The sequence below is a fragment of the Leptolyngbya sp. CCY15150 genome, from assembly GCF_016888135.1.
GTDB lineage: Bacteria > Cyanobacteriota > Cyanobacteriia > RECH01 > RECH01 > RECH01.
On sequence record NZ_JACSWB010000302.1, the window covers coordinates 1 to 19,016 of the forward strand.

At 54.1% G+C, this 19,016-nt stretch carries 19 protein-coding genes and 1 tRNA gene; 8 read left to right on the forward strand and 12 right to left on the reverse strand.

What is annotated here, in order from left to right:
• Positions 1-82: 82 nt before the first annotated feature.
• Positions 83-649, reverse strand: a complete 567-nt coding sequence (locus tag JUJ53_RS24110) for a hypothetical protein (RefSeq protein ID WP_204154608.1) — start codon at positions 647-649, stop codon at positions 83-85.
• A 49-nt stretch (positions 650-698) separates the two neighbouring features.
• Positions 699-1,070, reverse strand: coding sequence for a transposase (locus JUJ53_RS25660; protein WP_204154609.1), 372 nt, complete (start codon positions 1,068-1,070; stop codon positions 699-701).
• A gap of 539 nt (positions 1,071-1,609) precedes the next feature.
• On the opposite strand from JUJ53_RS25660, the gene JUJ53_RS24120 reads away from it, so the two are divergent.
• Positions 1,610-2,773, forward strand: coding sequence for a GuaB3 family IMP dehydrogenase-related protein (locus tag JUJ53_RS24120; protein WP_204154610.1), 1,164 nt, complete (start codon positions 1,610-1,612; stop codon positions 2,771-2,773).
• A 90-nt stretch (positions 2,774-2,863) separates the two neighbouring features.
• Here the strand turns inward: JUJ53_RS24120 and mgtE are convergent, their stop codons facing one another.
• Positions 2,864-4,261: a magnesium transporter gene (gene mgtE / locus JUJ53_RS24125; RefSeq protein WP_204154611.1), complete on the reverse strand. Its 1,398-nt coding sequence runs from the start codon at positions 4,259-4,261 to the stop codon at positions 2,864-2,866.
• Between the two features lie 207 nt (positions 4,262-4,468).
• Here mgtE and JUJ53_RS24130 point away from each other — a divergent pair, with 207 nt between their 5' ends.
• The 3 genes from JUJ53_RS24130 (at position 4,469) to JUJ53_RS24140 (ending at position 8,369) form a co-directional block, all read left to right on the forward strand.
• A complete protein-coding gene (locus tag JUJ53_RS24130; protein ID WP_204154612.1) occupies positions 4,469-7,213 on the forward strand; it encodes an SMC family ATPase in 2,745 nt (914 codons plus the stop codon).
• Positions 7,214-7,247: 34 nt separating this feature from the next.
• Positions 7,248-8,027: a PD-(D/E)XK nuclease family protein gene (locus JUJ53_RS24135; protein WP_204154613.1), complete on the forward strand. Its 780-nt coding sequence runs from the start codon at positions 7,248-7,250 to the stop codon at positions 8,025-8,027.
• 123 nt (positions 8,028-8,150) lie between these two features.
• Positions 8,151-8,369 (forward strand): hypothetical protein, encoded by a 219-nt coding sequence (locus JUJ53_RS24140; RefSeq protein ID WP_204154614.1) that lies wholly within the window; start codon positions 8,151-8,153, stop codon positions 8,367-8,369.
• A gap of 57 nt (positions 8,370-8,426) precedes the next feature.
• On the opposite strand, the gene JUJ53_RS24145 is transcribed toward JUJ53_RS24140, so the two are convergent.
• From JUJ53_RS24145 to JUJ53_RS24160, 4 genes are all read right to left on the reverse strand, one after another.
• Positions 8,427-8,624 (reverse strand): hypothetical protein, encoded by a 198-nt coding sequence (locus JUJ53_RS24145; protein WP_204154615.1) that lies wholly within the window; start codon positions 8,622-8,624, stop codon positions 8,427-8,429.
• 6 nt (positions 8,625-8,630) lie between these two features.
• Positions 8,631-9,329, reverse strand: a complete 699-nt coding sequence (locus tag JUJ53_RS24150; RefSeq protein WP_204154616.1) for a Crp/Fnr family transcriptional regulator — start codon at positions 9,327-9,329, stop codon at positions 8,631-8,633.
• A gap of 443 nt (positions 9,330-9,772) precedes the next feature.
• Positions 9,773-10,252 carry a hypothetical protein gene (locus tag JUJ53_RS24155; RefSeq protein ID WP_204154617.1) on the reverse strand — a complete coding sequence of 160 codons (480 nt, stop codon included), beginning with the start codon at positions 10,250-10,252 and terminating at the stop codon, positions 9,773-9,775.
• Between the two features lie 215 nt (positions 10,253-10,467).
• Entirely contained in the window at positions 10,468-10,683 is a 216-nt protein-coding gene (locus JUJ53_RS24160) for a hypothetical protein (protein WP_204154618.1), read from the reverse strand.
• Between JUJ53_RS24160 and uraH the strand changes: the two genes are divergently transcribed.
• On the forward strand, positions 10,682-11,041 hold the full coding sequence (gene uraH / locus JUJ53_RS24165; RefSeq protein WP_204154619.1) for a hydroxyisourate hydrolase: 360 nt from the start codon (positions 10,682-10,684) through the stop codon (positions 11,039-11,041). The genes JUJ53_RS24160 and uraH overlap by 2 nt on opposite strands.
• Before the next feature lie 235 nt (positions 11,042-11,276).
• Here uraH and JUJ53_RS24170 read toward each other — a convergent pair whose 3' ends face one another.
• Positions 11,277-11,651, reverse strand: coding sequence for a hypothetical protein (locus JUJ53_RS24170; protein ID WP_204154620.1), 375 nt, complete (start codon positions 11,649-11,651; stop codon positions 11,277-11,279).
• Positions 11,652-11,845: 194 nt separating this feature from the next.
• Here JUJ53_RS24170 and JUJ53_RS24175 point away from each other — a divergent pair, with 194 nt between their 5' ends.
• Complete coding sequence (locus JUJ53_RS24175; RefSeq protein WP_204154621.1) at positions 11,846-12,640, forward strand: ABC transporter permease; 795 nt, start codon at positions 11,846-11,848, stop codon at positions 12,638-12,640.
• A gap of 27 nt (positions 12,641-12,667) precedes the next feature.
• Here the strand turns inward: JUJ53_RS24175 and JUJ53_RS24180 are convergent, their stop codons facing one another.
• On the reverse strand, positions 12,668-13,834 hold the full coding sequence (locus tag JUJ53_RS24180; RefSeq protein ID WP_204154622.1) for a DegT/DnrJ/EryC1/StrS family aminotransferase: 1,167 nt from the start codon (positions 13,832-13,834) through the stop codon (positions 12,668-12,670).
• A gap of 678 nt (positions 13,835-14,512) precedes the next feature.
• A tRNA-Leu gene (locus JUJ53_RS24185) sits at positions 14,513-14,594 on the reverse strand.
• Between the two features lie 210 nt (positions 14,595-14,804).
• On the opposite strand from JUJ53_RS24185, the gene JUJ53_RS24190 reads away from it, so the two are divergent.
• Positions 14,805-16,130: an ABC transporter ATP-binding protein gene (locus JUJ53_RS24190; protein ID WP_343328028.1), complete on the forward strand. Its 1,326-nt coding sequence runs from the start codon at positions 14,805-14,807 to the stop codon at positions 16,128-16,130.
• A 36-nt stretch (positions 16,131-16,166) separates the two neighbouring features.
• On the opposite strand, the gene JUJ53_RS24195 is transcribed toward JUJ53_RS24190, so the two are convergent.
• Complete coding sequence (locus JUJ53_RS24195; RefSeq protein ID WP_204154623.1) at positions 16,167-16,916, reverse strand: hypothetical protein; 750 nt, start codon at positions 16,914-16,916, stop codon at positions 16,167-16,169.
• Positions 16,916-17,791 carry a 16S rRNA (cytidine(1402)-2'-O)-methyltransferase gene (gene rsmI, locus JUJ53_RS24200; RefSeq protein WP_204154624.1) on the reverse strand — a complete coding sequence of 292 codons (876 nt, stop codon included), beginning with the start codon at positions 17,789-17,791 and terminating at the stop codon, positions 16,916-16,918. Before rsmI ends, JUJ53_RS24195 begins: the two co-directional genes overlap by 1 nt.
• Positions 17,792-17,854: 63 nt before the next feature.
• Between rsmI and JUJ53_RS24205 the strand changes: the two genes are divergently transcribed.
• Positions 17,855-18,745: a PfkB family carbohydrate kinase gene (locus JUJ53_RS24205; protein WP_204154625.1), complete on the forward strand. Its 891-nt coding sequence runs from the start codon at positions 17,855-17,857 to the stop codon at positions 18,743-18,745.
• The last annotated feature ends 271 nt before the right edge of the window (positions 18,746-19,016 follow it).

Below are 19,016 nucleotides of genomic sequence, written 5' to 3' on the forward strand. Positions count from 1 at the left end.
CTCTCAGTGATCTCAAGCTTGAATGGACGACTCATTTCTATCCTCCAGGATTGACCCTCCCTCTATTCTATGTCCCTTTAAATTAAATTGGTATAACTCTTTCAAGTGCTTTCGAAACTAAATCATTGAAATTTTCTTCATCTGAGAGCCACTGGCAAACCTCTTCAGAGACTCTAGTTAATTCTTCAAGTTCATTAATTGAGTCTTGAATTTCCTGAATTGCTTGAATAAAATGGTTCTCAAATTCTTTAGGAAAGTTTATGTCGTCAAAGATTTTCCTGGTTTTATCTAGGGTGCTCTGTAAATGATAAGCAGTCTGGAGGTTTCTTGATTCCATTGCTTTTTCAAGCTCTATTTCTCGATGATTGAAGTCTTTTTCAAGTTTCCATTTTTCTTCCTTAAAGGTGTTTTCGAGATTTGACTTCTCTACTCTAAGTTCATCCTCTATTTCCCTATTTACTGAAAAACCGGACATAGACATTAATGCCACCAAACCTCCGCCTAAAAGATATTCGGTCAGCATTTTGTCAGATTCTGGCGAATCGTCTTTTAGCTTTCCCGCGTTGTGACCAACGAAAAAAAGTGAGCACCCTAGAAAAAACATCGCAATAACTGAAGTTCTGAATTTAAAAAGTTTAGATATGTCCATGGTATTCTCCTAAATCCTGGTATTTCCACAACCTACACAGCGAGTGAATCTATTTCATATAGTTTGCGATCGCTCTCAGAATCAATTCATCCGTGAGCCGGGCTCTTTGAATGCGACGGATTAGTGTAGAGGAAGTGTTCTTGTTAACATCAATCGCTTCAGCCAATTTCCTGACGCTGATATGTGGATTTTCGTCAAGAATGAGAGCAATTGCCTTGAACCACTTAGCCAGTGGAATATGGGTTCCGTGAAATAGTGTGCCAACTGTAACACTATAGGCATTGAAACAAGTGTTACAGTGATACCTTCTTTCCTTTGTTATAGGCGTACTGTTAATCGATTGGCAATAGGGGCATTGAGGGGTTTGACCCCACAAAATAGTCTCTAGGTAACTACGGCATTCTTCTTCACTGCGTTCCAATGCCGTGGCTTACCCTTACAGATGCCAAGCGTCTTGAGCACAACCATTGATTTAGCTGATGTTTGCCGTCTGATCAGTACAGTCCTTCACATAGAGACAGGAGAAAACTTTCAGCAAACTATAGTTAGAATCTTTAACCTCATTACTTAAAAACAGTACAAGAAAAAGGATATCTCTTTGCAATACAGCGGCTAAAAACCGTGCATCCACTAAGTAGTTTTTTCATAGCACGTGGTGTGAACAACTGCGCCACATTCCTTAGTTCTTTTGTACTCTTCCTTCCCTAGGATTTTTCAAGCCCAAGGTGTTACTAGAAATTCTGCGCAAGAACATCATGACTTTCTAAGCAAGCTCACCTCTGAAATCTAACCAGGTACTCTACTCTAGGAGAGCGATCGCCCCCTCTTGCCTGTTAGCCTTCAAGTATTGCCCTCAAAGCACAGTAGTCGCCAAGGTCTACCACTCTTCTTGGCAATGTCAGTCATTCTTGATACAAAATTTGATACTCTAGTTCAAATATAGATTTGGGGGCGACTCGCGTGACTATACAACTTGGTAGAGGCAAAACTGCTAGACGGGCTTATGGTATTGATGAAATTGCCCTCGTGCCAGGGACAAGAACCCTAGATCCGTCCCTAGCTGACACAAGCTGGAGCATGGGCGGCATTGAGCGTGAGATTCCCATCATTGCCAGTGCTATGGACGGCGTGATTGATGTGGGTATGGCGGTCAAGCTTTCTCAACTGGGAGCCTTGGGCGTGCTCAACCTAGAAGGCATCCAAACTCGCTACGACGATCCCAACCCCATCCTCGATCGCATCACCTCGGTGGGCAAGGATGAGTTTGTGCCCCTTATGCAAGAACTCTATGCGGAACCCGTCAAGCCAGAGTTGATCAAACGGCGCATTCAAGAAATTAAGGCTCAGGGAGGAATTGCTGCGGTTAGTATTACCCCAGTAGGTGCCACCCGATTTGGGGCTGCTATTGCCGAAGCTGGTGCAGATCTTGTGTTTGTTCAAGCAACCGTGGTGTCTACGGCTCACCTATCGCCGGAAACCGTAACGCCGCTGGATCTAGCTGACTTCTGCCGCGAGATGCCCATGCCTGTGGTGCTGGGCAACTGCGTGACCTATGACGTGACGCTGAACCTGATGAAGGCAGGTGCGGCGGGTGTCTTGGTGGGCATTGGCCCTGGTGCTGCCTGCACCTCTCGCGGTGTGTTGGGTGTGGGGGTTCCCCAAGCAACGGCCGTGGCCGACTGCGCCGCCGCTCGGGATGATTATTTCCAGGAAACAGGGCGCTATGTGCCGGTGATCGCTGATGGTGGTCTGGTGACCGGCGGCGATATTTGTAAATGTATTGCCTGCGGTGCTGATGCTGTGATGATCGGCTCTCCCTTTGCTCGGGCTCAAGAAGCGCCGGGCCGGGGTTTCCACTGGGGCATGGCCACCCCTAGCCCCGTTCTACCGCGCGGTACTCGCATTCGCGTGGGCACAACGGGCACGCTGGAACAAATCCTCCGGGGCCCAGCTCAACTCGACGATGGTACCCACAACTTCCTAGGGGCTCTGCAAACCAGCATGGGCACCCTCGGCGCAAAGGATATCCGCGAGATGCAGCAGGTGGAAGTAATCGTGGCACCCTCGCTGCTGACGGAAGGTAAGGTATACCAAAAAGCCCAGCAGCTTGGTATGGGTAAGTAGTGCGCAAGTTTAGAGGATGCCTGAGTCACGGCTGGACTTAGTTATCCTCTAAACAGCAAGACTGGCAGCGATCGCCCTCTCATCGTCAACCTAGAGTGGCAGAAGGCGATCGCTCAACACAACTCTAGCTACCATGAAGTAAATAAACACACCGAGCACATCTACAAGGGTGGTGATGAACGGAGCCGACATCAGCGCCGGATCTCGCTTGAGGAAATTGAACAGAAAGGGTAGGGCTGATCCAGCAAAGGAAGCCAGCATAGATATGGCAATGAGGCTAACCCCCACGACAATCGCCACACCCAAGTCACCCTGCAAGATATAGGCCCAGATGATGGTAATCACCGCCAGCATCCCACCGAGCATCGAGCCGGCTGCTAGTTCTCGTGAAATCACCCGTAGCCCCGATCGCAACGAAATCTCTTCCGTACTCAAACCACGAATCACCACTGTAGATGACTGGGCTCCAATATTTCCACCTGCACCAATGAGCAGCGGGATAAAGAAAGACAGAGCCACCACTGATTTCAAAACATCCTCTTGGGTATGCATGATGGTGCCCGTGAAGGTATTGGCCACCAGCAAAATCAGTAGCCAAACGACTCGCTGCCGGGCAATGGTAAACAAGTTCGTTTGGAAATAGCTTTCCTTACCTGTTTGCAGACCACCCAGGGTGTAAATATCTTCCGTGGTTTCTTCTTCAAGGACATCTAACACATCATCGACGGTGATGATGCCCACAAGGCGCTGCTCTCGATCGACCACGGGTAGTGCCGTCAGGTCGTATCGCTGAATAACCCGCGCCACCTCTTCTTGGTCGGTATCTGTGCTTACTGAGATCATCTCAGGCTTCATAATATCGCCAATCACTTGGTCGGGCTGAGCCAAAACCAACTCCCGCAGCGAGAGCACCCCTTTGAGGTGACGGCTGACGTCAATTACATAAAGGTAGTAGATGGTCTCGCTGATCGAGGCAAAGTTGCGCACCTGTTGAATCGTCTCGGCGGCAGTGGTAGCTTCTCGGATAGCCACATAGCGGGGGGTCATCATCCGACCGGCTGTCTCGGGAGGGTAGCCCAGCAGCAGCGAGGTAATCTGGCGTTCTTCAGCGCTGAGCTGTTCGATCAAGATGCGCACCAGTTTGGCCGGTAGTTCATCCATCAGCCGCACGCGATCGTCGGGCGACATGCGGCCAAAAATATCTACCACCTCTTGGCGCTTGAAGGTTTCTAGCAGCGCCTGCTGAGTATTGGGTTCCAGATACTCATAGACTTCTAACGCTTCATCTTTGGAGAGCAGCCGAAAAGCGATCGCCCGCATGGTTTCAGGCAGCCCATCAATGGCCTCCGCCACATCCACAGGTTCCACCGGCTTGAGCAGAAGTTTCACGCCCTCTACGTTGTTTTGCTCTAGCAGGTTGTAGAGTTGTTTTTGAACCAACTGTTGAAATTCTGCCCGGGTCATGTCTTCTCTAGCTTGGTTCGTCATGAATACTGCCTCTAAACGTCACGGAGTTTAGGCGAAAACTATCCGGGTTGATAGACTACCTAGACGATGGTACACCGCTGATCCCATGCTAGGAAGAGACTTGACAAAGCTGCTCTGTCTCAGGTGTTGAATCAGCATCACGTCGGTATAGAGCGATCGCCCTTCAACATCTGTTCTAGACTAGAAACCACGATGACATGCTAGCCTATGCAGATTCTCTCCGTTACTCTGACGAATTTCAAAACTCACCAAGATCGCCATTTTGTGTTCCAGCCAGGGGTCAATACCATCTGTGGAGAAAATGGAGCGGGCAAAACTAGCATCGTGGAGGCGATCGCTTGGGTACTTTTCAATTACCGTGGGTCGTATAAAAACGAAGACCTCATCCGCAACGGTCAAAGCAGTGCCCAAGTGGCGGTGGAGTTTGTATCCAGCCACGATGAGCGCACCTATCAAGTTCAGCGCTGCACCACCAAGGGCTATCGCCTGTATGATCCACAGCTTGATCACGTTCTCAACTATCGCCACATTGAAGACGAAGTCACCCCTTGGCTACGGCAGCAGCTAGGCATCGCCCCTGGCATTGATCTAGGCCAGCTTTTTGCCAATACCATCGGCGTGCCCCAAGGCACCGTCACTGCTGACTTTTTGCAGCCGCCCACCCAGCGCAAGCAGATTTTTGACGCCATCCTCAAAGTCGAAGAATTTCGCTTGGTCTACAAAGAAACCGGCGCATTGGAAAAGTATGCCAAGGCTGAACTCGATCAGGTGAAGCAGGCGATCGCTCAATACAACGAAAGTCTAGAGCCTTTGCCAGAACTGCAGTCCCGGCAAGCAGCCTTAGTTGAAGCGATCGCCCAAGATGAAACTCACCTGGCAGCCCTAGAGCAAGAGTTGGCGCAGCTTGAACAACGCCAAGCGGCCATCCAGCAGCAGCAGCAGCAGTTGCAAACCCTCACGGCCCAGAAGCAAGCGATCGCCGCCCAAGTTGAGGCGAAACAAAGCGCCCTGAAGATTTTAGAGCAAGCACTCCAGACAGCTCAGCAGGCAGCCAACCTCTGTGCAGACAATCGGGAGAGCTACGACCTTGTCCTGCAGGCAGAACAGAGGCTTGCCGATCTGGAACAACAGCGCAAACAGCGCCACCAACTGCAAAGCCAGCGGCAAGATCTCCAGCGCCAGCTCACCCTAGGGCAAAATCAACTGACCCGCTATGCCCTGCAGCTTGAGCAGGTTGAAAAAGCTGAGCAAGACTGCGATCGCCTGCAGCCGTTCCTCGAAACCCAGCGCCAGCTAGAAGAACAGCAGCAGCACATCGATCAACAGATCCAGGCCCTCAGCGCCCAAACCGTTGAGTTTCAAAGTCTAGAACAGCACCTGAACCGTTTGCGGGGCCAGTGGAAGCAGGTATCCCAGGAGATCGATCGCATCCAGCCCTTTGAAGCAGCGATCGCAGAGATCCCCAACCAAGAACACCAGCGCGATCGCCTCCAGCAACAGTTGAGCCGGGTAGAAGCCGCTAAACAATTTGAAGCCGAGCTGCGGCACCTGGTCACCCATACCCAAACCCAACGGCAGCCCCACCTCGATCGCATTCAGGCAGGAGTCGCCTTACTGCGCCAGCTTCCGCCCGATGCCACCCTGCAAGCGGCGATCGCTAGCATCGAAGCCGATAGGGACTTGACCGCCGATCTGATCACCGCCCTGCAGGGCATTCTCTCGGAGTTGGGAGAGCAGGTGTCGGCGATCGCCCTGGGGCAGCAGTTGACCCAGGTCACCCAAGCCTTGGATCAGGCCTATCGTCAGCGGGCTGAGGTGGCCACCTTGGAGGAGAAGCGCCATCGCTTGGTGGATTTGAAAACCGAGGGTGAACAAACGCGATCGCACCTAGAGCAGTTGACCCAGCAGCTTGCCCAGCTCACACCCTTGCAGACCGAGCGATCGCACCTGGCCCAGCAGCTTACTGCCCTAGACAATCCCCGCGCCCGCCATCAGGTGCTCACCCAAGAGCTCCAGCGCCGGCCGGCCCTGCTTCAGGATCAGCAGGCCGCCCAAGAGCAAGTAGCCAAGGTAGAAGATGCGATCGCCGCTTTAGATCTACAGCTGATCCCCTTTGCCCAGCTCGATAGGGATCTTGAACACCAGCAGCAGCAGCGCCAGCAGCACCAGGCCGGGTATTTAGCCTATCTGCGCTACCGCAACGATGCGGATCAGGTGCCCAAACGTCAGGCTGACCTAGAGCAAGCGATCGCCGATCTGCAGCAGAGTCAAGACGCAGCCCAGGCGATCGAGCAACAGTACCAAACCCTGATGCAGGACTATGATGCCGAAGCCGCCGAGCATCTGCGCAGCCGCTACGAAGCCACCCGTCGTCAGGTCGATCGCCTCTCGGGAAGTTTGCCCCAGCAGCGTCAGCGCCAGGCGGAATTAGCTGAGCAGGTGCAAACCCTGATGGAGTTGGCCCATAAGCGCGATCAGGCTGAGGTTGATCTCAAAACCAAGGAACGAATCAAGCGCCTGATTAGCTTTGCCCGCAAGGTCTACAAAGAAGCTGGGCCGAGGATTACAGAGCGCTACGTACAAACGGTTTCTCAAGAAGCCGATCGCCTGTTTCGAGAACTGCTGAATCGTCCTAATGTGGCCCTGGAATGGACGCGGGACTATGACATTGTGGTGCAAGAAGGAGCCCACAACCGACGGTTTATGAACCTCTCCGGCGGCGAGCAAATGTGTGCGGCCTTGTCCGTGCGCCTGGCTCTGCTGCGAGTGTTTGCAGAAATTGACATTGCTTTCTTTGATGAACCGACCACCAATATGGATCGTCCCCGCCGTCGCCATTTGGCGGAAGCGATCGCCAACCTAAAATCGTTCCAACAACTGTTTGTGATTAGTCACGATGACACCTTCGAGCAGGTCACCGAACATGTGATCTTCGTAGAACGCCTCGCCTAGGTGCCGTCCCTGTCCCGTTACCCCACCGACCCCCATGCCGCTCCAGCTTTCCCAAAGTGCGCTGACTGTCCTCAGTCTCTGCCAACGAAAATTTCAGCATATCTATTGGGATCAGCTCAGTGGCCTGATGCCCATGGAACAGCGATCGCACCTAGAGTGGGGCAGCCGCTTCCACCACCTCATGCAGCAACGGGATCTAGGGCTACCGCTCCATGCCAATCCCGCCGATGATCTCTCCTTCTACCGCTGCATGGAGGCCCTGGTGAAGACCGTCCCCCAGATCTTTGACCCCAACGCTTGGCGCGATCGCCTCAGCGAACATCGGCGCACCCTGCGTCTAGGCGATGCCGTCTTCACCGCCGTCTATGACCTGCTGCTGCTGGGGGACGACCAAGCCCAGATTATTGACTGGAAAACCTACCCCCGTCCCCAACAGTCCCACTGGCTCTCCCAACATTGGCAAACCCGCCTCTATCCCTTTGTCCTCGCTGAAACCAGCGCCTACCGTCCCGACCAAATCAGCATGACCTACTGGTTTGTGCAGCCCTATTTGACGGAACCAATCCCCCAATCCATCGCCTTCCCCTACAGCGCAGCCCAACACGAGCAGACCCGCCAAAGCTTAACCACGCTGGTGGAACACCTAACGGCTAGCCTAGCGGCCTACCAAGAGGGACAACCCCTGCCCCAGCTACCCGAAGGATCCTCTGCCTGTGAAGACTGCCCCTTTGCCCTTCGCTGCCAGCGCGGTGCCTACGCCATCGATACGCCAGCACTGCCCCCTCTCACCGATATTGCTGAAGTCGTTCTTTGAACATCTTCCTAGACAGGTCGTTGAGACTTCCTACCCCGCGTTTTACAATGGAGGAGAACTGATTAAAATTTGTAACTAAATTCGCTCGATCAAGCGACGGCGGTTGCTGAGGAGAACAACACTATGAATCCAGCCGATATTAACTGTGTAGAAGCCTGCGTAAACGGGTGCGTCTTAGGGGATCAGTGCCCCAATCTAGAGTATCGGGCCCAGGCCTCCCAATTTATTGCCAGTACATCCCTTGATGACATGCTGGCGATCGCTGAAGAAGCGGTGCGCAAAAAAACCTTAGAAAGAGTGTCAGAAGCCCCCCAATGGGTCTTTCCAGAGGATGGCGTCTAGGGGCTCCTGTCTGGAACTGAGCTTGGCACGGGCTTGGTAGGGTCTGGAGAGATTGCCCTAACCATCGGGAAACTGCCAGCAATTCAGCCACTCGATGTGACGACTGCCGCAGGTGCAGGCCTCTGGCCCCGACGCCACCCATTCTCGGTCACACTGGCGGCAGTGACAGAGCACATTGTTTCGACTGGCCTCCGCAAGACGCGATCGCCATGCCCGACGATCGTCTTCACTTAGATAGAAGGTATCCTCGGCCATGGTTCTCTACACCAACATGCGATCGAGGGCATCAATATCGGGAATGCAGAGCACATCGCGATCGCGCTTGATTAACTCTTTTCGTTCTAGCTTATTGAGCACGCGGGTCACCGTTTCGCGGGCCAGGCCGCTCAGGCTACTCAGCTCACGATGGGGCAGGTTGGGAATTTCTGTTCCCTGCTCGCTGACCGTCCCTTGTCCATCGGCTAAAAATAGTAAGATATCGGCTACCCGCGCGACGCTATCCGCCTCCCGCAGCCGCAGCCGCCGGTTCACCTGACGTAGGCGGCGAGCCATCAGCTTCGCCAAATGAATGCCAGCTTGGGGTTCGGAGCTAATCAGCTTCACAAAATCTTGGGCAGGCATATTGCCAATCACCGTTTCCGCCAAGGTCAAGACATCCGTGGAGCGCGGCACTTCATCAAGGGGAGCCATTTCCCCAAACAGCTCTCCCTTGCCCAGAATATTCAGCGTAATCTCCCGCCCGTCCAAATTGTAGGTGCGGATCTTGACCCACCCATCCAAAATGAAATAGACCGAACTACCCCAGTCATTTTCTAGCAAAATCACCTGTCCGGCAGGATGAGCCCGCACCACGACTTGGTTCGTCGCTTGATTAACAGACTCTTCTGGCAGCCCCTGAAAGAAGGGAGCCTGACGAATAATGGAATTATCTAAATCACGAGAACGAAACCGATCACGCATGGAATCATAAAGTAATGAACTATAAGAGCAAATGAACGAGTGTCTTCTATACAAGTGGGGTCGTCCCGTTAGACACTACTTATACCGATACCCTGTTCATGGTTCAACCTACTGAAGGATCGCTTAAGCAATGTTGCGTCAATAACGTTCACAGTGATAGGCGTTAGCGATGTTCACACTGAGGGTGGCTTAATGGCAGCGCAAGGATGCCCTAACGTCATCCAGTCTATCCGTTCTAGATACGAAAGACACGCTACCTAAGACATCGTCTTTCCTGCTACCAGGATCCCATGGCTTCCTATCCAAGGTTACATCGGGTTTACCCCAAGATCGATGGAGCAGATTTGTATCCCTAGTATCCTAGCGTTGTCAGGGACGTTGTGGTTCAGGTCGTTAAGATTGTCTTGAAAATTCCATAGGATGGGCAACTCGTCTCCAGCCGTTTACTCATTTAGGCTAGGTGTAAATAGAATATCATTCACGACAAACGGAGCGTCAGACATCAGTGCGACTTGGTGCATATTGGGCCCGATCGCATCGAGGGTTAGGCAGGGCAAGGGGAGGGTTAAGTCGCGATGCTGGTGCAGCGATCGCTTGCCGTGAACCGCGTGGCGGGCAATCACCTTACCTTGATCATCAAGGGCTACTAGGCTAATTTGGCGCAGGCCAATCACCGAGGCGCTGATGTGCAGCACGCTAGGAGCAAATCGCAGGATGAGTGAGGTGTGCCCTGCGGTGGGCATGAGCACCAAGGGGTGAGCGTAGTGGGAAAAGGCGGGGTTGGTGGGAGACAGGGCGATCGCCTGTTCAAACTGAATGCCATGGTCTCGATACTGATCGTGAACACGCTCAAAGGGGCTCAGCGTATTGAACGATAGGTGTACCGTTGCTTTTGCGGTTTTTGTCGTTTTGGTTGTAGACATGGCCGGATGCACGAGTGAAGATTTTCGAGGATTCATGACGTTCTGTGACAATGATGTCGAGATAGATGGTAGGGAGATGTGGGTGGCGATCGCGTAGGTTCTCCTCTCTAGGGATATCTACGGATTGATACTCAGGTCTACACCTTAGGATTTCGTAGTTTCCGGCATAGCCCCTTGGACCTGTGGCACTTTGTCAGGTGGTTGTCCGGATGGAGCTATGCGGCAGGGTGAAGTCTTGGGTGGCGATCGCCGCCATGGTTCTCCAGACAGTGACCCTTAAGGATCCTGGGCGTTGTCAGCCATAAAATCCAGCCCTGGCCACCGCGTGACGTCATGTGCCAGTCTGCCGAGTTGTCTAGGGCAAGGGCGATCGCTTTTAAAGGGTTCGCGGTATGGTTGAGGTCAGATTTTAGTGCAAGCAATTTCACCATGACCGGATACCTGACCACCCATGTTCTTGATACGGCCCACGGATGCCCAGCAGTGGGGGTAGCGATCGCCCTTTGGAGCATTTCAGACGAAGGAGACCATCTATTACTCGCCCAGGTCACCACCAATGAGGACGGCCGCACCGATGCACCGTTATTGACCGACAGCGGTTTTAAGGTGGGTACCTATGAGCTAGTCTTTTCCGTGGGCAGCTATTTTGCGCAGTTCAACCAAGCAGCTCCCAATCCACCGTTCTTGGATGAGATTCCCCTGCGCTTCAGTGTGGCGAATTCCGCTGCCCACTATCATGTGCCATTGCTGGTCTCCCCCTGGTCCTATAGCACCTATCGCGGTAGCTAGTACTCTGAGACGGAAGTAACCCGCCTAGTTGCTAAGGCAGAAACCCTTGTGTGTCCTGGAATTCCTTTTCGTTTTTCTGTCTTCGTTTTTCTGTCTTGCGGTACTAGCTGGGCATATGTAGCGATGCCCATTTAAAACACGAGAGGCGCAGCCTGGGCTGCGCCTCTCTTCGGTATGCTACCGGTACTACTGGAACTATCCATAGTGGATTCTAAATGGCCTCAATTCGATAGGGTTATGCAAAGGGGGAGGCGATCGCCATCCGTTTGCGGGTGAACCAGTTGCCCGACGAGGGTTGAACGGGTTTGTCTGTATCCGACGACTGCGATGGATCTGCACCGGGCTGGGCGGCAAACACCAGCATCGAGTCGCTAGGACGCACAACCATTTCTTGCCGAGCAAGAGCATCGCGCCATTGCCGTCCCTTTTTCCATGCACGCAGCTTGGTTACCGTCCAGCGGGGATTTACCGTATATCCAGCAAACCCGGCTCGCAGAGCGGCGTGGTTGGCGGCGGGAATGGAGGTGCGAACGTACACACCGGGTGTCAGTTCAACCACCGTGAAGTTAGACTGGGTCGAGACGTTAGACGCCGAGATAGTGTGAGACATGGACTTCACTCCTTCTCTATTCAGTTGACTAGGTACTTCTATCGACCATCATACCCCTGTATTACAAATTATTGCACTGCGCAATATGGCGGAACTGGGACGTAAACCTTGCGGGTGTTAGGATACGGATGGTCTACTAGAGTCTTCACTCAGTCTCGTCCCCGTTCAGGATAGTGTTCAGGATAGGTGAAAGCGTGTTAGGCAATCTTCGCCACTATGCCAGAATTTTGCAGCGGTTTTGGGGGGCAGCGATCGCGGTTGAGCTAGAGTATCGAGTCAATGTTGCGATCGCCACCCTCAGCAGCCTGCTGGGAATGAGCGGCAGCCTATTTGGCCTGTTTTTGTTTTACCAGCAAGACTATACCTTCGAGGGCTGGAGCTGGGACGAGGCGCTGATTGTGCTGGGGATGTTCACCCTATTTCAAGGATTTTCCGCCACCCTCCTGGCCCCCAACCTCAACAAAATTGTCACCCATGTGCAAAACGGCACCCTCGATTTTATTTTGATCAAGCCCGTCAGTGCCCAATTCTGGCTATCGCTCCACACCATTTCCCCCTGGGGACTACCCGATGCCCTCTTTGGGATGATCATCATCGGTTATGCGGGGCAGCGCTTGGGACTTGCACCGCTGGATTACTTGCGGGGGTTGCCAGCGATCGCCTTTGGGTTTCTCAGCCTCTATAGTCTCTGGTTTATTTTGGGAGCCACCAGCATCTGGTTCGTCAAAATCTATAACGTCACCGAAGTCCTGCGGGGGCTCATTGAATCAGGCCGCTTTCCCATCGTCGCCTACCCCACCGCCTATCGCTTCTTCTTCACCTTTATTATTCCCGTGGCTTTTCTCACCACCGTCCCCGCCCAGATGATCCTCAACCGAGCAACGAGCTGGTGGGTTCTGGGCTCAGCGCTGCTGTCCATGGGACTCTTCTGGATCTCCCATCGCTTCTGGCGTTTTGCCCTGCGGTTTTACACCAGCGCTTCTAGTTAGTCGCGCAGGCAATCAGTTGCACAGGGATCAGTCATGCTGTTCAACGCTATAGGAAAAGCGGGTTAGGGACGCGATCGCATCCACTACTCGCTGCACTTGTGCTTGCTCCAGACCTGGATAGAGCGGCAGAGAGAGGACTTCTTGGCACAGCAGTTCCGTATGGGCAAACGATTCAGGCGGATAGCCCAAATATTTGAACGCCGGCTGGAGGTAGGCCGGAACCGGGTAGTGAACCAACGTCTGAATGCCCTGAGCCGCCAATTCCATCTGCATAGAAGCACGGTCTAGAGGACAGGATTGAGTAATCCGCACAACATAGGACTGGTAGGCATGCCCCGCCCCACATTGATTTTCCAAGGGCAAAATCCCTTGATCCAACAAAGGGACAAGCAGTTGGTCGTAGAACTGGGCTAGGTGCTGGCGTTCGTTCGTCCAAGCCGGTAAATAGGGCAGCTTGACCCCCAGAACAGCCGCCTGCAGAGTATCAAGACGGCTTTGGGCTCCAATATCCGTGTGGTAGTGTTTGCGGGGTGCGCCACAGTTACGGAGCGATCGCACCGTCTGAGCCACGATCCCTTCCCGCGTCACCACCATCGCTGCATCGCCGAGGGCCGATAGATTGCGAGTGGGATGGAAGCTAAACGATGCTGCCATGCCCACCGAACCAGCCCGATAGCCATCTCGTTCAGCAAACGGAGCCTGGCTAGCATCTTCAAAAATCATCACATCATAGGTGCTGGCCAAACTCAAAAGCTGCACCGGCGACACCATCTGTCCATAGAGGTGAACGGGAATAATGGCGCGGGTTTTGGGCGTAATCAGCTTTTCGGCTGCCACCAAATCCATCAGGCCGGTTTCAAGATGACAATCGACGAGAACCGGCGTTGCCCCCGATCGCACCACGCCCAAGAGGGTAGCGATCGGGAGATGAGCGGGTAGCAGCACTTCATCACCAGCGCCAATCCCACAGCCATGCAGCCCTAGGGTAATGGCATCACTTTCTGACCCCACGCCGATGCCATAGTCCACACCACAGGCTGTGGCAAAGGCCATCTCAAACTCATTCACGGCTTGTCCCAGAACATAGTCTCCGCTGAGCATCACCTCCTGCATCGCCGCTTGGAGTTTTTCCTGCAATGGCTGATGTTGATGCTCAAGATCGAGCATCAGAATTCGGTTGAGATGGGTAGTCATAGGGGTGAAAAAGTCTGTCAGTGAAGAGCTCGATGGTCAAGGGAAAATGCAGCCAAGCATCTAAACAATGGGTATGGGGGGACATTGCGGTTGATCCTCATCTGGGCTGAGGGAGCTAGAGGATCTTAAGGGGGCAGTGGGACAGGGAAAACCTAAAGGAAAGGTCATCCGCCGCCTGCTAGTTCTACAGTAACGCGATCGCCTGGGTCGTGTTGTTGAAGACAAGGCGGCCCTGATGGTCTAGTGATGTGTCTGGGATGGAGCTAGATGGCCGAGGGGCCATCCGCAGGATAGATGCGATCAGGTTACCCAATCTCCCGGCAATTCTAAGCAGGGCTTGAGATGGGGTTAACAATGTCAGGGTTACGTTTGACCCAGAGAGCTGATTGACTGACCCATCTTTTTGCCTAGGCTAGGTTGAGCAACGTCAAACCCAGGATCAGCTTAGATTCCCTGGGGTTACGCTGATGCCAACCCAAGCTACAAGAGAATCAAGATCGCAGGAGTTTTGTCCATCAGCCTAGAGAGACGTGAGGGGCGATCGCTCTCTAGAGCCTATAAATTCAATGACATGAGTTGGACGCTAGACATTCCTCGATGCATCATACCCAGCGTCAGACAAGACTTGCTGGCATAGCATGATTTCATCGAACGTCTATCTCGTTAATGGGTCACTTATGCGGATGAAAGGACTTGAACCTTCACTTCTTGCGAAACTAGAACCTAAATCTAGCGCGTCTACCAATTCCGCCACATCCGCGTATTGCTTTCCTATCCTAGCAAAGGTCGGGGAAAATAGCGCAACTTTTTTTGAGAAATCGCTGGAAACGAGAACCCTTGCTTTAGGTGTAAACTGCGACGCCCTTCCGAAGAGCGATCGCTCCATTTGGGCAAGGTCGCCATCTCTGGGGGTGCGGAAGCTGGAGGAATAGGAGACAATAGGCGGAGCACATTCAAGTGACAAGGTATCGTGGCAAAAGTCGTTCTAGAGAACGTGTACAAAAGTTTCTCCCACCGGACGGGGCAGGCCGGAACGCGCCCGCCTGGCGGGGCAATGGTGAGCGATGGAGCTGTTCCCGTTGCGGCGATCGCTGACCCGGTGGAGGAGTCGGCAGACGGACGGCAAAGCCATGTATCGGTGCTGCGCCGGATTCAGCTCACGGTTCATGATGGCGAGTTTATGGTGCTGGTGGGGCCATCGGGCTGCGGCAAAAGTACGCTGCTGCGGTTAATTGCGGGGCTCGAAACCCTCACCGGCGGCAATATCTGGGTGGGCGATCGCTTGGTCAATGAGCTCCCACCCAAGGCGCGGGATATTGCCATGGTGTTTCAAAACTATGCCCTCTATCCCCACTTGACGGTCTACAACAATTTGGCCTTTGGCTTGCGGCGCACGGCCCATTCGTTGATTGATCCCCAAAAGACGGACAATGAGCGATCGCTTCCCCCTTGGCTAGAAAAGGGATTGGTGGCTGCAACCCGTCCCCTACCGCGATTACTGCGCTACTGGTCGCCCACGGAGCGGGCTATTGATCAACGGGTGCTGACGGTGGCGGAAATGCTGCAGATCCAGCAGTTGCTCGATCGCTTGCCGAAGCAGCTCTCCGGTGGGCAAAAGCAGCGGGTAGCCCTGGGGCGAGCCATGGCGCGTAATCCGTCGGTGTTTTTGATGGATGAACCGCTCTCTAACTTAGACGCCAAGTTGCGAATTGAGACGCGATCGCAAATTGTGAACCTCCAGCGGCGGCTGGGCATCACCACCATTTACGTGACCCACGATCAAACTGAAGCCATGACCATGGGCGATCGCATTGCCGTGATGAACGCGGGGCAAATTCAGCAACTGGCCGCGCCGCTGACGTTGTACAACCATCCCGTCAATCGCTTTGTCGCGGAGTTTATCGGCACCCTACCCATGAACTTTTTGACCGTGGCCGTGACCGCACCGCTGCTGATCACCCACAATCACTTTCGCCTGACCATCCCCGGTACCTGGGAAGATGCCCTGGGCCGCTATGATGGGCGATCGCTGCTCTTGGGGATTCGTCCTGAACACTTGAGTGTGAGCGTCCCGGCACCCAAAAATCTGCCGGTGACGGTGGAACGGGTGGAGGCGTTGGGGAGTGAAACCTACTTATCAGTACGTCTGGGGCACGGCACGGTCAGCGATCGCATCACCCTACAAGCCCGCATCGAGCCGGATCGGCCGGTGTCGATTGGTGAAGAACTTTGGCTGGCAATCGCAGCGGATAAGCTACATCTATTTGACCCCGATACTGAGAATGCGATCGCCTAACCTATCTAGACGCCTAACCTATCTGGACAACTGGGATCAGTTACTACAGTCTGCACTCAGGCACACCAAGAGAATCGACTCTAGAACGGCATCATCGCGAAATGCTTGGGTTTCATGATAGGAACCGCTGGTTTCAGGATAGATACCAGCGGTTTGGGCACCGTAGCTACCGGTGCCAAACAGGATGTTATTAGCTGGAAAATTGGCAAACCGCACGTATTCCCGCCCTTCGTTTTCCAGGTTGTAGGCTAAGGTAGCATCGCCGTACATAGCTTCCGCTTGGGTAATGGCGCTGCCGACGCCAATGCCCTCCTGGGTTTGGTAGGCTGGGTTTTCAGTTTTCAGCCCCTGAATCACGTCCGCATCGGTGAAGGGCGCGCCGCTGAGGTGGAGAATATAGTACTGAATCTCGCCTGCCTGGGTGAGAGCGATCGCATCAAAATCCACCATGACATTGGCAACTGGCGTTAGCTCTTGATCCGCTGTTAGGGTCTCTCGAAACTCGGCCAGGGTCATGCCCAACTGAGCGGTACCGATCCCTGATTCAGAAATTAATGGGCTTGATTCTGAAACTGCAGGTGCTGGACTAGGTTCAGCCGTGGGGCTGTCATCACTGGGCATCTCCGGCTCATCCAGCGGGGCGTTATCCATCAGGGGTTCGCTCGGCGTTCCGCTCTCCACCGCAACCGATTCGGTGCTGGAACGGGTGGGCGAGCTGCAGGCCGTGCCCATGAGGATGCTGATCACCACAAGGGGCGTGACGAGATAAAAACGAATGACGGTCATCATAAAACACCTGCTTCATCTAAAGGAGACTGGGAATCTGGAATGGCCAGGGCAAGTTGATAAAGCTGCCGTCGCGATAGGGAAGTCTGATGGGCTAGCTGACGGCTGGCCTGCGATCGCGATATTCCCTGCCGTAGAAGGGATTGCAGTTCCGCTTTGAGCGCATCTTCGGATAGCACCGGCTGCGCCAAACAAGCCCCCCCAACCACCAGGGTGAACTCCCCTTGGGGTGCATGGGTTTGGTAATGGGCGATCGCTTCTGTGAGCGTGCCGCGCCAAAATTCTTCGTAGCGTTTAGTCAACTCTCGGGCCAGAACCACGGGGCGATCGCCCCCAAAACTTTGGGCCAGATCCTGCAACGTTTCCAACACCCGATGGGGCGCTTCATATAAAATCACCGTGCGAGGATCCATCTGCAAAGCATCCAGCCGCTCCTGGCGCAAACTGGCCTTGGTCGGCAAAAATCCTTCAAAAATAAATCGATCCGTGGGCAGCCCCGAAGCAATCAACGCCGTGGTAGCCGCCGTGGCGGCGGGAATAGGCACGACGTCAATGCCCGCCGTAATGCAAGCGCTGACCAGTTCATAGCCCGGATCGGAAATCCCCGGCATCCCGGCATCGGTCACCAAAGCCAAGGCCTCGCCCCGCTGGAGACGCTGCAGCAACTCCGGCAGCCGCGCCACGCGATTATGTTCGTGGTAGCTCACCTGGGGGGTGGTGATCTGAAAGTGCTGCAGGAGCTTGCCCGTATGGCGTGTGTCTTCCGCTGCGATCGCTGTCACCTGCTGCAACACCTGCACCGCTCGAAAGGTCATGTCTTCCAGGTTGCCAATGGGCGTACCCACCACGTAGAGCGTTCCCGATTGAATCTCCATAGGTTTCCCTCTACTATCATGAAGGCGATGCCCGCCCGGAACGGTTAGACAGGCACTTTGACGATGGCCCACGGTTTATTTATTGGACTCACCACCCTCGACGTGATCTACCACGTAGATGTTCTGCCCCATCCTAACCAAAAGATTGTAGCCGAAGACTACGACATCGCTGCGGGCGGCCCCGCCACCAACGCCGCCGTTGCCTTCCAGCATTTGGGACAAGGACAGCATGACAGTACGCTACTCAGCGGCATCGGTAGCCATGCTCTCGGCAGTATTCTGCGTTCCGATATCCAAACCTGCGGTCTGACCCACTGGGATCTGCATCCCCAGCGTTCTGAACCACCCCCCACATCATCGATCCTCGTTACCCAAGCCAGCGGCGATCGCGCCGTCGTCTCCCTCAACGCTGCCCGCGCCCAAGCCAGCAGCGATCGCATTCCAGACCCACTCTGGTCAGCGATCGACAATCACACCATTGACGTAGTGCTGATCGACGGTCATCAAATGGCGGTGAGTGCGGCGATCGCCCCTCGGGCTAAGCAGGCCCAGATCCCGATCGTCATCGATGGCGGCAGTTGGAAACCGGGGTTTGAGAAGGTGCTGCCCTGGGCCGACTATGCCATCTGTTCCGCCAACTTTCAGCCGCCCCAAGGCTCGACACCGGAGGATCGACGACGGTATCTGATCGACCTGGGCATTCCTCACGTCATCGTCACCCACGGCGATCGCCCCATTCAATGGTGGCATGGCGATCGCCTGCAGGAGATTCCCGTACCCACCATCCAACCCGTGGACACCCTAGGAGCTGGGGACATTTTCCATGGCGCATTCTGCCACTGTATTCTCACCGAATCGGTAGAAACAGCTCTACACCAAGCTGCCCAATGCGCTGCGGCAGCCTGTCTGCATCGCGGTACCCGTCGCTGGCGATCGCCCCCCTCAACTGGCTAGGACTAGGAGGCGTCCATCCATATTGGAGTGCACAGGTCAAATAACCCCCAAAAAAAGACGCGATCGCTCGCGTCTCTTGACTCCATTCTGGTACCTGCCTAGAGAGATCTAACGAACCCAAGCACCCCGATACTTCAGGGGCTGCGTTGGGGCTTGGCCCACGGATGTTCTGGGCTGGCGAATCTTTAGCGTTGCTCCACGGTAATGCCCAACAATCGAAGCTCCAGTGGTTTCCATGGAGGGTGAAACGTGATCGTATTCGACGCCGCGA